The 13,347-nt window shown below is 50.6% G+C and carries 23 protein-coding genes; 21 read left to right on the top strand and 2 right to left on the bottom strand.

All coding sequences use genetic code 11. From position 1 onward, the window contains the following. The 20 genes from rpsQ to ACCI49_RS06290 all read left to right on the top strand — a co-directional run bounded on the left by rpsQ (position 1) and on the right by ACCI49_RS06290 (position 10,425). Positions 1-264, top strand: a complete 264-nt coding sequence (rpsQ, locus tag ACCI49_RS06385) for a 30S ribosomal protein S17 (RefSeq protein ID WP_020411393.1) — start codon at positions 1-3, stop codon at positions 262-264. Between the two features lie 46 nt (positions 265-310). Next, positions 311-679: a 50S ribosomal protein L14 gene (gene rplN / locus ACCI49_RS06380; protein WP_020411394.1), complete on the top strand. Its 369-nt coding sequence runs from the start codon at positions 311-313 to the stop codon at positions 677-679. Positions 680-699: 20 nt separating this feature from the next. After that, positions 700-1,011, top strand: a complete 312-nt coding sequence (gene rplX, locus ACCI49_RS06375; protein WP_020411395.1) for a 50S ribosomal protein L24 — start codon at positions 700-702, stop codon at positions 1,009-1,011. A 31-nt stretch (positions 1,012-1,042) separates the two neighbouring features. Continuing rightward, a complete protein-coding gene (rplE, locus tag ACCI49_RS06370) occupies positions 1,043-1,582 on the top strand; it encodes a 50S ribosomal protein L5 (RefSeq protein WP_371838135.1) in 540 nt (179 codons plus the stop codon). A gap of 9 nt (positions 1,583-1,591) precedes the next feature. Continuing rightward, positions 1,592-1,897, top strand: a complete 306-nt coding sequence (gene rpsN / locus ACCI49_RS06365) for a 30S ribosomal protein S14 (protein ID WP_020411397.1) — start codon at positions 1,592-1,594, stop codon at positions 1,895-1,897. A 40-nt stretch (positions 1,898-1,937) separates the two neighbouring features. Beyond that, entirely contained in the window at positions 1,938-2,330 is a 393-nt protein-coding gene (gene rpsH / locus ACCI49_RS06360) for a 30S ribosomal protein S8 (protein ID WP_371838134.1), read from the top strand. A 12-nt stretch (positions 2,331-2,342) separates the two neighbouring features. Continuing rightward, complete coding sequence (gene rplF / locus ACCI49_RS06355; protein ID WP_371838133.1) at positions 2,343-2,876, top strand: 50S ribosomal protein L6; 534 nt, start codon at positions 2,343-2,345, stop codon at positions 2,874-2,876. Positions 2,877-2,889: 13 nt separating this feature from the next. Next, positions 2,890-3,240, top strand: a complete 351-nt coding sequence (gene rplR / locus ACCI49_RS06350; RefSeq protein WP_371838132.1) for a 50S ribosomal protein L18 — start codon at positions 2,890-2,892, stop codon at positions 3,238-3,240. 10 nt (positions 3,241-3,250) lie between these two features. Further along, positions 3,251-3,757 (top strand): 30S ribosomal protein S5, encoded by a 507-nt coding sequence (gene rpsE / locus ACCI49_RS06345; protein WP_371838131.1) that lies wholly within the window; start codon positions 3,251-3,253, stop codon positions 3,755-3,757. A 38-nt stretch (positions 3,758-3,795) separates the two neighbouring features. Next, positions 3,796-3,981: a 50S ribosomal protein L30 gene (gene rpmD / locus ACCI49_RS06340; protein WP_371838130.1), complete on the top strand. Its 186-nt coding sequence runs from the start codon at positions 3,796-3,798 to the stop codon at positions 3,979-3,981. A gap of 1 nt (position 3,982) precedes the next feature. Further along, positions 3,983-4,417 carry a 50S ribosomal protein L15 gene (gene rplO / locus ACCI49_RS06335; RefSeq protein WP_371838129.1) on the top strand — a complete coding sequence of 145 codons (435 nt, stop codon included), beginning with the start codon at positions 3,983-3,985 and terminating at the stop codon, positions 4,415-4,417. Positions 4,418-4,428: 11 nt separating this feature from the next. Then, positions 4,429-5,775: a preprotein translocase subunit SecY gene (secY, locus tag ACCI49_RS06330; protein WP_371838128.1), complete on the top strand. Its 1,347-nt coding sequence runs from the start codon at positions 4,429-4,431 to the stop codon at positions 5,773-5,775. 41 nt (positions 5,776-5,816) lie between these two features. Continuing rightward, positions 5,817-5,933, top strand: coding sequence for a 50S ribosomal protein L36 (gene rpmJ / locus ACCI49_RS06325; RefSeq protein ID WP_010133825.1), 117 nt, complete (start codon positions 5,817-5,819; stop codon positions 5,931-5,933). A gap of 345 nt (positions 5,934-6,278) precedes the next feature. Then, positions 6,279-6,635, top strand: coding sequence for a 30S ribosomal protein S13 (gene rpsM / locus ACCI49_RS06320; protein WP_020411405.1), 357 nt, complete (start codon positions 6,279-6,281; stop codon positions 6,633-6,635). Positions 6,636-6,721: 86 nt separating this feature from the next. Further along, on the top strand, positions 6,722-7,111 hold the full coding sequence (gene rpsK, locus ACCI49_RS06315) for a 30S ribosomal protein S11 (RefSeq protein ID WP_020411406.1): 390 nt from the start codon (positions 6,722-6,724) through the stop codon (positions 7,109-7,111). Between the two features lie 15 nt (positions 7,112-7,126). Next, complete coding sequence (gene rpsD / locus ACCI49_RS06310; RefSeq protein ID WP_371838127.1) at positions 7,127-7,747, top strand: 30S ribosomal protein S4; 621 nt, start codon at positions 7,127-7,129, stop codon at positions 7,745-7,747. A gap of 44 nt (positions 7,748-7,791) precedes the next feature. Continuing rightward, positions 7,792-8,796, top strand: coding sequence for a DNA-directed RNA polymerase subunit alpha (locus tag ACCI49_RS06305; protein WP_371838126.1), 1,005 nt, complete (start codon positions 7,792-7,794; stop codon positions 8,794-8,796). 123 nt (positions 8,797-8,919) lie between these two features. Continuing rightward, positions 8,920-9,306: a 50S ribosomal protein L17 gene (gene rplQ / locus ACCI49_RS06300; protein WP_371838125.1), complete on the top strand. Its 387-nt coding sequence runs from the start codon at positions 8,920-8,922 to the stop codon at positions 9,304-9,306. A 72-nt stretch (positions 9,307-9,378) separates the two neighbouring features. Continuing rightward, positions 9,379-9,633: a DUF1315 family protein gene (locus ACCI49_RS06295; RefSeq protein ID WP_371838124.1), complete on the top strand. Its 255-nt coding sequence runs from the start codon at positions 9,379-9,381 to the stop codon at positions 9,631-9,633. 156 nt (positions 9,634-9,789) lie between these two features. Next, positions 9,790-10,425 carry a hypothetical protein gene (locus ACCI49_RS06290; protein WP_371838123.1) on the top strand — a complete coding sequence of 212 codons (636 nt, stop codon included), beginning with the start codon at positions 9,790-9,792 and terminating at the stop codon, positions 10,423-10,425. A gap of 53 nt (positions 10,426-10,478) precedes the next feature. Here ACCI49_RS06290 and ACCI49_RS06285 read toward each other — a convergent pair whose 3' ends face one another. After that, positions 10,479-11,933 carry a pectin acetylesterase-family hydrolase gene (locus ACCI49_RS06285; protein WP_371838122.1) on the bottom strand — a complete coding sequence of 485 codons (1,455 nt, stop codon included), beginning with the start codon at positions 11,931-11,933 and terminating at the stop codon, positions 10,479-10,481. A gap of 212 nt (positions 11,934-12,145) precedes the next feature. On the opposite strand from ACCI49_RS06285, the gene ACCI49_RS06280 reads away from it, so the two are divergent. Continuing rightward, a complete protein-coding gene (locus ACCI49_RS06280) occupies positions 12,146-12,370 on the top strand; it encodes a hypothetical protein (RefSeq protein WP_371838121.1) in 225 nt (74 codons plus the stop codon). Here the strand turns inward: ACCI49_RS06280 and ACCI49_RS06275 are convergent. Then, positions 12,348-13,325 (bottom strand): 5-oxoprolinase subunit C family protein, encoded by a 978-nt coding sequence (locus ACCI49_RS06275; protein ID WP_371838120.1) that lies wholly within the window; start codon positions 13,323-13,325, stop codon positions 12,348-12,350. The genes ACCI49_RS06280 and ACCI49_RS06275 overlap by 23 nt on opposite strands. Positions 13,326-13,347: the final 22 nt, after the last annotated feature.

Genomic DNA, 13,347 nt, shown 5'->3' with positions numbered 1-13,347 from the left:
ATGGCTGAAGCAAAACTGAAGCGTACTCTGACCGGCAAGGTTGTGAGTGACAAGATGGATAAAACCATCACCGTTTTGATCGAGCGCCGTGTTAAGCACCCGATCTACGGCAAAATTGTGAGCAAGTCCACCAAGCTTAAGGCTCATGACGAGAACAATGATTGCAGCATCGGTGATGTTGTAACCATCGAGGAATCTCGTCCGCTGTCCAAGAGTAAGTCCTGGGCCTTGCAGAAAATTGTAGAGCGTGCGGCGAAGGTATAACCCCTAGCGCATTGACTGCCGAATTGAAAGGTTTCGGAGAGAGACAATGATTCAAGCGGAATCCTACTTAGAAGTAGCTGACAACAGTGGGGCTCGCCGCGTCATGTGCATCAAGGTGCTGGGCGGCTCCCATCGTCGTTATGCCGGCGTGGGCGACATTATCAAGGTAACCGTTAAGGAAGCCATTCCCCGCGGTAAAGTAAAGAAAGGTCAGGTAATGAACGCTGTTGTGGTTCGCACCAAAAAAGGTGTACGCCGCAACGACGGATCCCTGATTAAGTTTGACGATAACGCAGCGGTACTGCTGAACCAGCAATTGGCGCCGGTTGGCACCCGTATTTTTGGTCCGGTAACTCGCGAACTGCGCGGTGAGAAGTTCATGAAGATCATCTCGCTCGCCCCCGAAGTTATCTAAGCCTCGAGCGGAGAAGAGTTATGCGCAAGATCAAGCGTGACGATGAAGTGATCGTTATCGCCGGTCGCGACAAAGGCAAGCGTGGTTCAGTACGTAAAGTACTGAACGACGGTCGCCTGATTGTTTCCGGCATACAGATGATCAAGAAACACCAAAAGCCAAATCCCCAGCTGGGCGTTGCTGGCGGCATCGTTGAAAAAGAAGCTGCGATCCAAGCTTCCAACGTAGCCATCTTCAACCCCAACACCCAGAAGGCTGACCGGGTGGGCTTTAAAGTACTGGAAGACGGCACTAAGATTCGCGTCTTCAAATCCAGCGGCGAAGCCATCTAAGGCTCTTGACGCAAAAGCAGGTTGGTAGATCATGGCAAAGCTTAAAGAGCTCTACACTAAGGAACTCGCGCCCAAGCTTAAAGAAGAGCTTGGTCTCGAGAATGTGATGGCAGTGCCGCGCATCACCAAGATCACCATCAACATGGGTGTTGGTGAAGCGATTGGTGATAAAAAGGTGCTGGAGCACGCTGTTAATGATATGACAGCAATTACTGGTCAAAAGCCCATCGTTACTAAAGCGCGCAAATCTATTGCGGGCTTTAAGATTCGCGACGGTTGGCCGATCGGCTGCAAGGTAACTCTGCGCGGTGAGCGTATGTATGAGTTCCTGGAGCGTTTGATCGACATCGCGATTCCGCGTATCCGTGACTTCCGTGGCATTAGCCCGAAGCAGTTCGACGGCCGCGGTAACTTCTCTATGGGCGTGACCGAGCAAATCATCTTCCCGGAAATTGACTACGACAAGGTAGACAAGCTCCGCGGTCTGGATATTTGTATTACCACTACAGCTGCAAGCGACGAACAAGGTCGTGGGCTGCTGAAAGCGTTCAACTTCCCTTTTAAGGGTTAAGAGGATTCCATGGCGAAGAAATCCATGATTGCGCGTGAGAACAAGCGCGCTCGAACCGCAGCTAAGTACGCCGAAAAGCGTCAAGAGCTGAAGGCGATCATCGCCAGTTCCACTGCTTCCGAAGAGGAGCAGTGGGAGGCTCAACTCAAGCTGCAGAAAATGCCGCGCGATGCAAGCCCGGTACGTCAGCAACGTCGCTGCCGTATTACTGGTCGCCCCCACGCTGTTTATCGCAAGTTCGGCCTGTGCCGTAACAAGCTTCGTGAAGCTGCGATGCGTGGTGATGTTCCTGGCCTCGTGAAGTCCAGCTGGTAATTACCAGCTGGTTTAAGGCAGATTTGAGGAGTCTCATAAGATGAGTATGCAAGATCCGTTGGCAGATATGCTGACTCGCATCCGCAATGCCCTGGCGCGCGGAAAGGCTGAAGTCACCCTGCCATCATCAAAACTGAAAGTGGCGGTAGCCAAAGTCCTGAAAGACGAAGGTTACGTAACTGATCTGAATGTAAGCGAAGGCGCTAAGCCTGACCTGACCATTGCTCTGAAATATTTCCAGGGCAAGCCGGTTATCGCTGAGCTGGACCGAGTTTCCCGTCCAGGCCTGCGTGCTTACACTGGTAAGAAAACTCTGCCGACCGTACGTGGTGGCCTGGGTATTGCGATCGTTTCCACCTCTAAAGGTGTGATGACTGACCGCGCTGCCCGTCAGGCTGGCATCGGTGGCGAAGTGCTCTGCACCGTATTCTAAGCGGGGGTCATAATGTCTCGAGTAGCAAATAGTCCGGTAGTTATCCCCGCAGGTGTTACCGTTGACCTGAAAGGTCAAAATATCGCTGTTAAAGGCGGTAGCGGTAACCTGGATATGGTTATTCACAGTGATGTAGAAGTGAGCGAGGCTGAAAGCCAGCTGACTTTTGCCGCACGCAATAACTCCAAGCAGGCCAGAGCATTAGCGGGTACCACCCGTGCACTGGTTAACAACATGGTGATAGGCGTAAGCGCTGGCTTCGAGAAGAAGCTGCAGTTGCTGGGTGTTGGTTATCGTGCGAAAGCCGCCGGTAAAACGGTTAACCTGACCCTGGGCTTCTCCCATCCGATCGATTATCAGTTGCCGGAAGGCGTGACTGCGGAAACTCCATCCCAGACTGAAATCGTACTGAAAAGCAGCAATAAACAGCTGCTGGGCCAAGTGGCCGCTGAGATCCGTGCGTTCCGTCCGCCGGAGCCCTACAAAGGTAAGGGTGTCCGTTATGCCGATGAGCGCGTGTATCGCAAAGAGGCCAAAAAGAAGTAAATAGGGCATAGATATGAACGTTAAGAAAGCATCTCGCTTGCGTCGTGCACGTCGTGCCCGCGCCAAGATCAGTGAGTTGGGCGCCGTTCGCCTCACCGTGAACCGCACTCCACGTCACATTTACGCACAGATCCTGTCTGCCGAAGGCAATGCGGTACTGGCTTCTGCCTCTACCCTGGACAAGGACCTGCGCTCAGGTAAAACCGGTAACGTCGACGCTGCTACCGCGGTTGGCAAACTGATCGCCGAGCGTGCTAAGGCCGCTGGTGTTGAACAAGTTGCCTTTGATCGCAGTGGCTTCAAGTACCACGGCCGTGTTAAGGCTCTGGCTGACGCTGCCCGCGAAGCCGGTCTGAAATTCTAAGGGTTGAGTTATGGCTAGAGAGAAAGACAAAAGCAACGACGAAGGCCTGCAGGAAAAGCTGGTCCAGGTCAATCGCGTTGCCAAGACTGTTAAAGGTGGTCGTATCTTCGCCTTTACCGCACTGACCGTAGTTGGCGACGGCAATGGTCGTGTTGGTTTTGGACGTGGTAAGGCACGTGAAGTGCCTGTTGCGATCCAGAAGGCGATGGAATCTGCGCGCCGCAACATGGTCCAGGTAGAACTGAATGGTGACACCATTCAGTACGCTACCAATGGTCGCCATGGTGGTTCCAAAGTTTACATGCAGCCCGCTTCCCAGGGTACCGGTGTAATTGCCGGCGGTGCTATGCGCTCCGTACTGGAAATGGCTGGTGTACACAACGTATTGGCTAAGTGTTACGGCTCCACCAACCCGGTGAACGTAGTACGTGCAACTTTCAAAGCTCTGGAGCAAATGCAGAGCCCCGAAGATGTTGCTGCCAAGCGTGGTAAATCAGTCGAAGAGATTCTGGGCTAATTACAGTCCAGATTTAAGGTTATTGGTGGGTTAAGACCATGGCTAAGAAGACCATTAAAGTCACCCAGACCAAAAGCATCAACGGACGCCTGAAAAGTCATCAGGCGTGTGTTGCGGGTCTGGGCCTGCGCCGCATCGGCCACAAAGTGGAAGTGGAAGATACTCCTTCCGTGCGCGGCATGATCAACAAAGTAAACTACCTGGTTAAGGTTGAGGGGGAATAATATGCGTTTGAACGATTTATCTCCCGCACAAGGCCACAAGCACAGCGCCAAGCGTGTTGGTCGCGGAATCGGTAGTGGTTTGGGTAAGACCGGTGGCCGCGGCCACAAAGGTCAAAAGGCGCGTTCTGGCGGCAGCGTTCGTCCGGGCTTCGAAGGCGGTCAGATGCCTTTGCAGAAGCGTCTGCCTAAGTACGGTTTCACCGCTCGTGTTTCTCGCTTCACCGCGGAAGTGCGTCTGGCGGAGCTGGCCAAGGTAGAAAATGACGTAATCGATTTGGCAGCGCTGAAGAATGCCGATATTATCGGCAGCCATATTAAACGCGCCAAAGTGTTCCTCTCAGGTGAGCTGACTAAAGCTGTTACCGTAAAGGGTCTGGGAGTGACCAAAGGTGCAAAGGCGGCTATTGAAGCTGCTGGCGGTAAAATAGAAGACTAATCGAGGCGCCAATGGCACGACCAGGATCCGGTGGAAATCCCCTGGGCAACAGCAAGGGATTGGGCGAGCTTTGGGCTCGCCTTCGTTTTCTGTTTCTAGCGATTCTTGTTTATCGACTGGGGACACATATTCCGGTGCCCGGTATTGATCCGGAAAAGCTGTCAAACCTGTTTAGCCAGAACCAGGGAACCATCCTTGGCCTGTTTAACATGTTTTCGGGCGGCGCCCTGGAAAGGATGAGTATTCTGGCTCTGGGCATCATGCCCTACATCTCCGCGTCCATTATCATGCAGTTAATGACCGCGGTAACTCCCTCGCTGGAAGCGTTGAAGAAAGAGGGGGAGGCTGGAAGGCGTAAGATCAACCAGTACACCCGCTATCTGACGGTATTGCTGGCCCTGATTCAGGGTGTCGGTATGACTTTCGGACTGGCAGGGCAGAACTTGGCTTACTCATCTGAGCCTGCGTTTGGTTTTTACTTTGTGGCGGTAACGTCACTAGTGACCGGTGCTGTATTTATGATGTGGCTCGGTGAGCAGATCACCGAGCGCGGTGTTGGCAACGGCATTTCTATGCTGATTTTTGCCGGTATCGTCGCCGGTTTACCCGGCGCCATCGGTCAGGCGTTTGAACAGGCGCGACAGGGTGAGCTGCATATTCTTATGCTGCTAATCATCGGCGTAATTGCCCTTGCTGTGGTGTTCTTTGTGGTGGTGATGGAGCGCGGTCAGCGTCGAATCACAATCAACCACGCCCGACGCCAGGCTGGTCGCTATTCTGCCGCACCGGCTGCACAGGCGAGCCACCTGCCCCTGAAGGTGAATATGGCCGGTGTGATTCCGGTGATCTTCGCCAGCAGTATCCTGCTGTTCCCGGCTACGCTGGCACAGTGGTTTGGTCAGGGCGGGGAAGGTATTGGTGCTCAGATTTTGCAGTGGATGGCATTGCAGCTGGGGCCAGGGCAGCCGCTGAACATTATTTTGTTCGCACTGCTGATTGGTTTCTTCTGTTTCTTCTACACGGCGTTGATGTTTAACCCGAATGAAGTTGCAGACAACCTGAAAAAGTCCGGTGCTTATGTACCAGGTATTCGCCCTGGTGAGCAGACAGCCCGCTATATCGATAGCGTGTTGACCCGACTCACCCTGGTAGGTGCCGTGTATATCGCGCTGGTATCCCTGCTGCCGCAGTTCCTGGTAGTTGGGTTTAACGTTCCCTTCTATCTGGGGGGTACCTCACTACTGATCGTTGTAGTCGTAGTGATGGACTTTATGGCACAGGTACAGTCGCATCTGCTGTCACACCAGTACGAAGGCTTGATGAAAAAAGCGAACCTGCAAAGCTACGGTCGTCGCTAGTGCGTCACCTGCTCGCAGTTTGATTGAATTGAGGTAAGGTCATGAAAGTACGCGCTTCTGTAAAAAAGATCTGCCGTAACTGCAAAATCGTACGTCGTAAAGGTGTTCTGCGGGTAATCTGCAGCGCTGAGCCACGTCACAAGCAGCGTCAAGGCTAAGAAGGGGCCAGCCCCTTTCAGGGTGCGTCCATTGGGCGCCCCTGTAAAAGCTGGAAGAATTCGCTGATCGCTACAGCCCCGTATCGATTAGCAACACCTCAAAATTTTTGGGGTGGGGAGGAGGTGGTAAAGCTTTCTTCCAATTGGGGGCGTTGACTGTCGTCCGCAGCCGTTTCGGGAGGCCGAAACGGTCGTGGGCTATTGCAAATTAGTGTCTGAAAAGCTATTCTTGCGCGCCTTTTTGGTGGCGCCGCCGGTTTTTTAGTCGCTGTCAGCGCCGAAATCAAAGTAGAGCCACATACTTATTATTTATAGCAGTGGCTCCAATACGTGGAGTACGCCTCTATGGCACGTATTGCTGGTGTCAATGTACCAGACCACAAGCACGCCGTGATCTCCCTGACTCACATTTACGGGGTAGGTCTCACTAAGTCAAAGTCTATTTTGGCAGCGGTTGGTATCGCTGAATCCACCAAAATCCGCGACCTGTCTGAAGAGCAGATCGAAACCATCCGCGGTGAAGTTGCAAAACTCACTGTAGAGGGTGACCTGCGCCGTGAAGTATCCATGAACATCAAACGTTTGATGGACCTGGGTTGCTACCGCGGTTTGCGTCACCGCCGCAGCCTTCCGCTGCGTGGTCAGCGCACCAAGACCAATGCTCGCACCCGTAAGGGTCCGCGCAAGCCGATTCGCAAGTAAGCCTGATTAAGGCGCGATATCGCGGTTTAACAAGCCCCTTCCGGTAGTGAACCGAGGGGATTTGATACAGGATTTAGGATACTGGTATGGCTAAGCCAAAAACTACTGTTCGCAAAAAGGTCAAAAAGACCGTTGTTGACGGTATTGCCCACATCCACGCATCGTTCAACAATACGATCGTGACGATCACTGATCGCCAGGGTAATACCCTCAGCTGGGCCACCGCAGGTGGATCCGGCTTCCGTGGCTCACGTAAGAGCACCCCGTTTGCAGCCCAGGTTGCCGCTGAGCGCGCAGGTACTGCAGCTCAGGAGTACGGCCTGAAAAACCTCGACGTAGAAGTAAAGGGCCCTGGCCCCGGTCGCGAATCTGCTGTTCGCGCACTGAACAACTGCGGCTACAAGATCACCAACATCACCGACGTGACGCCAATCCCGCATAACGGTTGTCGTCCGCCCAAGAAACGTCGCGTGTAAGAGGGGGCTGATAAAATGGCACGTTATATTGGACCAAAATGTAAACTGTCCCGTCGTGAAGGGACTGACCTGCAGCTGAAGAGTGGCGTTCGTCCGCACGACTCCAAGTGTCGCGCAGAATCCAAGCCCGGTCAGCACGGTGCTGGTCGTGGTCGTCTGTCCGACTACGGTATTCAGTTGCGCGAGAAGCAAAAAGTTCGCCGTATCTATGGCGTACTGGAAAAGCAGTTCCGTAACTACTATAAGGAAGCGGCGCGCCTGAAAGGTGCAACTGGTGAGAACCTGCTGCAACTTCTGGAAAAACGCCTGGATAATGTGGTTTACCGCATGGGCTTCGGCTCAACTCGCTCTGAAGCGCGTCAGTTGGTTTCCCACAAGGCGATTCTGGTAAACGGCACAACTGTTAACATTCCTTCTTTTCAAATTAAAGAAGGTGATGTAGTTGCTGTACGTGAAAAAGCTAAGAAGCAGCTGCGTATCCAGAATTCCGTTTCCCTCGCTGCCCAGCGTGGCGATGTCGAGTGGGTAGACGTAAACGCGAGCAAACTGGAAGGCACTTTCAAGCGCACTCCGGATCGTGTCGATCTGCCGGCAGAGATCAACGAAAACCTTATCGTGGAACTGTACTCCAAGTAACAATTAGTCCACTTTAAGGAATGCAACTGTAAACAGGTATGGCTATGCAGACTGCTGTCAACGAGTTTTTGACACCGCGTCGTATTGACGTCACCGAGTACAATCCGAATCACGCCAAAGTGGTTCTGGAGCCCCTGGAGCGTGGCTTTGGCCACACTCTTGGCAATGCGCTGCGTCGCATCCTGCTGTCCTCCATGCCGGGCTGCGCCGTCACCGAAGTCGAAATCGACGGTGTCGAGCACGAGTACAGCGCGATTGAAGGTGTGCAGGAAGATGTAATTGAAATCCTGCTCAACCTGAAAGAAATCGCGGTTGTCATGCACGGCAAGGATCAGGCGGTATTGAGCCTGAGCAAAAAGGGCCCAGGTGCAGTGACTGCTGGAGATATCCAGGTGGATCACGATATCGAGATTGTGAATCCTGAACATGTGATCGCCAACATCACTGGTGATGTGGAACTCAACTTGCGTCTCACAGTAGCGCGCGGCCGCGGTTATCAGCCGGCTGACGCTCGTCGTGACGATGAGGAAGAGAGCCGCGTGATCGGCCGTCTGCAGCTGGACGCTTCTTACAGCCCAGTTCGCCGTGTGTCCTACAGCGTCGAAAGTGCGCGTGTAGAACAGCGTACCGACCTGGACAAGCTGGTTCTGGATCTGGAGACCAACGGTACTCTGGACCCGGAAGAAGCAATTCGCCGCGCCGCCACTATCCTGCAGCAACAGCTGGCAGTATTTGTGGACCTTGAAGGCGAGAAGGACGCGCAACCTAAGGCTGAAGAGCCTGAAGTTGATCCGGTACTGCTGCGCCCGGTTGATGACCTGGAGCTGACCGTTCGTTCGGCTAACTGTCTGAAAGCAGAAAACATTTACTACATCGGTGACCTGATTCAGCGCACCGAAGTGGAGCTGCTGAAGACTCCGAATCTCGGTAAGAAGTCCCTGACTGAAATCAAGGACGTACTGGCTTCCCGTGGTTTGTCTCTGGGAATGCGCCTGGAAAACTGGCCACCAGCCAGCCTGAAGGGCGACAGCAAGTTAAGCCCCCTGTAAGCATTTGGTAGTTGCGGTATTGCCGCGACTAGTAGAAAGAACCCGAGCGGTGCCACAGCTTAACGCGACACCGCTCCAGAACGACCTGCTGTGACAGCAACCGAGGTCGTAAGGAATTGAGTCATGCGTCATCGCTATAGTGGCCGTAAATTCAGCCGTACGAGCGCTCACCGCAAGGCCATGTTCAAGAACATGACCGCCTCTCTGGTGGAGCACGAACTGATCAAAACCACACTGCCTAAAGCCAAGGAGCTGCGTCGCGTTGCCGAACCGCTGATTACCCTGGCTAAGAAAGACAGTGTTGCCAACCGTCGTCTAGCTTTTGCCCGTATCCGTGATAAGGATGCTGTGCGCAAGCTGTTCGATGAGCTGGGTCCCCGTTACGAAGCCCGTCCAGGCGGTTATATCCGTATCCTGAAATGTGGCTTCCGCGCTGGTGACAAAGCGCCGATGGCTTACGTTGAGCTGGTGGATCGCCCACAAGCTGAAGACGAAGCTGCTGAAGCATAAATTGCATTAGCAATTTTGCTAAGGAAGGCCGGTCATAGACCGGCCTTTTTTATGCCTTGTAGGAGAGATTGGATGTCTTTTGAGCAATTGTTAAAACACTTGAACCCACAGATTGTTGGCAGTCTGAAACGTGCTATCGAGCTAGGGACGTGGCCCAATGGTGTTGCGATCACGCCTGAGCAGCGCAGCCTTTGCGCGGAAGTTGTGGCCAATTGGGAGGTGCATAATTTGTCGAGGGAACAGCAGGTTGGTTATGTAGCGCCAAAACCTTCGAAAGACCCCTGTGCGAGCAAGAAGGGCGATGAAGAGCCGCTAAGCTGGGTTTAACTAGAATCCAGATTGTTTGCCACCTGGTTGACCTTTACTAAAGATTGGCGCGAATATCTACACATGGGCGCTAATTCCATTCATCTCTACCGCTATCTCTGCTTATATAGTTACCGACAAGTAGAAACATAATTTTAATTTGCTCGGTAACTGAAAATGAAAAGACTGATATTGCTTGCCGGTGCAGTAACCTTGGCCGTGGTTGGCATTGATCACTACAACATTGATGTGAAGGCCAGTGTGGCCAAAGTGCGACAGTTCATAGAACCAATCACGGAAAATAACGAGCTCGCGAAGGATATCTCTGAAAAAATACCTTGGTCACAGCTGGAAAATACCGAGGTAAAAGAACTGTTAAATCATCCGCGCGTTAAGGCGTATCTGGATCAGGAGCAGCTAAAGCAGGCGCTACAGGATTACTTTGCTGACTTGGGTAATTTATCGAGTGAAGAAGCCTGGTCGGCGATAGAAAAAGTAGAGAGAGAAAATCGCGTAACAGGCTATGAGGCACTCTCTCTAAAGTTGGCTTGGTTGGAAAAAAACAGCATCAATGAGACGGAGTTTAAACAGCGCGCAGAAGAGCTGTTTAATAATTATCGTGAGAAGGCCCAGTCAGTAATCAATCGCTACGATCCACATAAACAGGTACCGGGTTTTTCTACTTATAAAGATTTGGAGCGGTCAATAGTGGAGGAAGTACAGCAAATGACTTCTTTCCCCAATGGTATGAGTAAGCATGAATACTTGCGTAAGCGCCTGCAAGAAGCGCGAGAAACAGTTTACGGGACCTGATCGATTGCAGTGCTGTTATCTAGACTATTTAACAGCACTGCCATTTATTTGTTCTACATGAATAACCCAATCAAGTCGTAGAACCAATTGTGATTTTCTTCAAAGTCAGAGACCTCATCCGTTTCATAAGCGCGGATCATGCCCCCACCGTTATGATTTACAATGTTGTCGAGGAAGTCTTTTAGTTCCAGCCCATGCTCCGCTATGTCACCATAATGTAGGTCGATAATCGTGGTGCAATGACTCTCGTTAAGGTTGCGGTACATCGGGAAGTAGTAGCCCCAGTTACTGGTTTGATCCAGCAGTGGGATCAAGTTGTCATGAGTGTCCTTCTTCCAGCGCTGGCGTAATTTATTCAGACGGGAATCAGCATCGGGATCATTATATATATCTTCGTAGAAGCGTTCATATGAATAGGATGAGAAATTGCCATCCGCAAGGAAGTGCGTAATGCCGAGGCGGTCTGTTGGGAATTTATTGGATAATGCACTATAGATGGATGCTAACTGATTGCTGTCGAACCCTGGTGTAAAAGCTTTTATTGCATTAATAGGGTTCTCTTCATTGGGGTCCCCGTCAGTTGTATAGGTGGTCCAGGAGTGAAGCACTTCGTTATGTAGCGGCAGCGATGGGAACGCAGTACTGTTCTCACTGTCCAGGGGTGCTTTGTAAAGCGGGCCGGAATCATCTATCAAATAACCATAGTCTACGTCCATATCCTCGCGGAGTTTGGTGTAATTTAAAAGAGCTCCCACACTTCCCGCACTACATCCAGCAGTCAACATTTGTTTGGGTTTCTGCAAATTATTTTTTACCCAAGAGGTCACCGCCTGCACATTGCGTAAACCATTGTGATGCCAAATCAAATCAGGGTTCTGGCCACTGGAATCTTCGTAAATTTCAGTTTTATCCCCGACATAAATATCGCCGGTGCAATAAGGAACGTAGACTAGGTTCCATTCGCCGGTTTTATATTGGTTATACGGGTGGTGGGTATAGATAAGGGGGGATACACCTGCAGTCGTAAGGTTGTCCAGATTGCTAAAATCCAACAAGTTTACATTACTGAGATAGTCGTCCGGAATTCCATTTGGGTTTCGTGCTCCACGGATTCCTGCCTGTCCAGAACAACTTTCATAGTCCCAACAGGCACCACCACCCTCGAAATAGAAAACGGTATTACTAGTATCGGGCACCCGATAGACAAAGAATTTATAGGGAGAACCATTACCGCACATGGCGCCGGTGCTGGCGGGGACATCAACTTTTTGCCAAGTATTGAAATCGTTTGGGTCAAAGTCATCATTGAAACCAGGCTCATCCATAGTGAGTGGATACATCCCTTGAGCCTGCTCGGCAGTTACAGGGGCATCTGCATTGGGTGGGTCAAATAGATGCTTTAAGGTTGTCCAAAAATTATAATCTCCCGGCTCGGCTTGCGCATAGGAGGCGATAAGTAGTGAACTGGCAAAGATTGCCGTTACAAAACGACGGAGAATTTTTATCATTATTAATCCCCTATAGATAATTAGTGTTTGTCTCTCTGGACGAGGCCAGCTTGTGGGCGCAGGGGAGATAAGGAAACTTGGGGCCCCAACTTATTTCCCTGCGAACAAACCAGGGTGCTCGTCCAAATCGCTGTTTTTATAAAGCCTAAAGAGGTTAGTTAATAATGAACTATCGGTCTACAGAGAGGAGCATAAAAACCATATGGTCATAAATGACTGATTGGTTTTATTTAAATGGCGGAAATTATTTTAATAATAATTTTTTATTTGTAGATGTTTTGGTGGGTGAAAGAATAATTTGCATAGATAGTCAGTTAGCGGTGTGGGCAGGCTTGATATTAGAATTCACTGAGTTGTTATTTTGGCTGCGTGTTAGAAATATTGATTCGTTGAATGGTTGGGTTTTCCATTATCTCAGAGTGTTAGGGCCTCTTTAGTTTCTGTTGCAATTCTCTCTTGTACCTGTTCCAGAAAATGTTGCTTTTCTCTGAGAATTCTATTTGCTTGTGCCAGGCTTACTATTTGAAAATTAACTCTGTCTCGGGCTTTAAGTTGGCCTAGTCTGTGAAGGTCTGCTCGGATGACATTAGCTATTCGAGGGTAGCCGCCGATAGTTTGCCCCTCTATAAAAGAAATAATTGGTTCCCCATTCGGTGGAATTTGAATACTGCCCTGGAGTAGCCCGGAGGAAATCATCTGCTCCGAAGTCTCAGTCTGGACACCAGATGTCGGAGTAATTGAGGGGGTTAAGCGGATGCCCATACGGTTACTTTGGGCAGATATGTCATAAGTAGTGTTGAAAAAATTCTCTATAGTTTCTTGAGTAAAAGTGTTTCTTTCCGGTCCATCAACAACCCTAAGTTGTGGGTGTGTTGTATAAATAGGTTGGTATCTTTGTTCCAATTGCCTGTTTTTTGCTATTCGGCTGTTCTCAAAATAAAGGGTATCACCGTCTTTGATAGCGCCGTTGTTACGGCCACCAAAGTTACTAATTAAATGAGTCGCGGCGCTTTTTAGAATTCTTGGAACAGATATTTTTGCAGAAAAGCCGATATAGGATCGAGCGCCACTATTGAGCTTGGAAAAATCTAGAATATCGCCATGTTCCACCTGAATAGTTTTAAAATTATCGACTGGATTCTTATTCAGGAAAACCTTAAATTGTGCGCCAGTGATAACGATTGAAATATCACAGTCGAATTCAATACGAGGACCAATTAAAGTGATTTCCAGTACCGGGTTGTTCAGTGGGTTACCCAGCAACAGATTGGCCAATTTCATTGAAAGGACATCGGCAGCGCCTCCCAGGGGAATCCCGTAATGCATCTGTCCGGGGCGCCCGGAATCCTGGATGCTGGTTTGCAGGCCTGCTCGTGTAAATGTAATACTCATATGGGCTCTCTAAAATTTACAC

The sequence above is a fragment of the Microbulbifer epialgicus genome (assembly GCF_041447265.1).
In the GTDB taxonomy this organism is placed as follows: domain Bacteria; phylum Pseudomonadota; class Gammaproteobacteria; order Pseudomonadales; family Cellvibrionaceae; genus Microbulbifer; species Microbulbifer epialgicus.
This window is presented reverse-complemented; position numbering and strand designations above follow the sequence as displayed.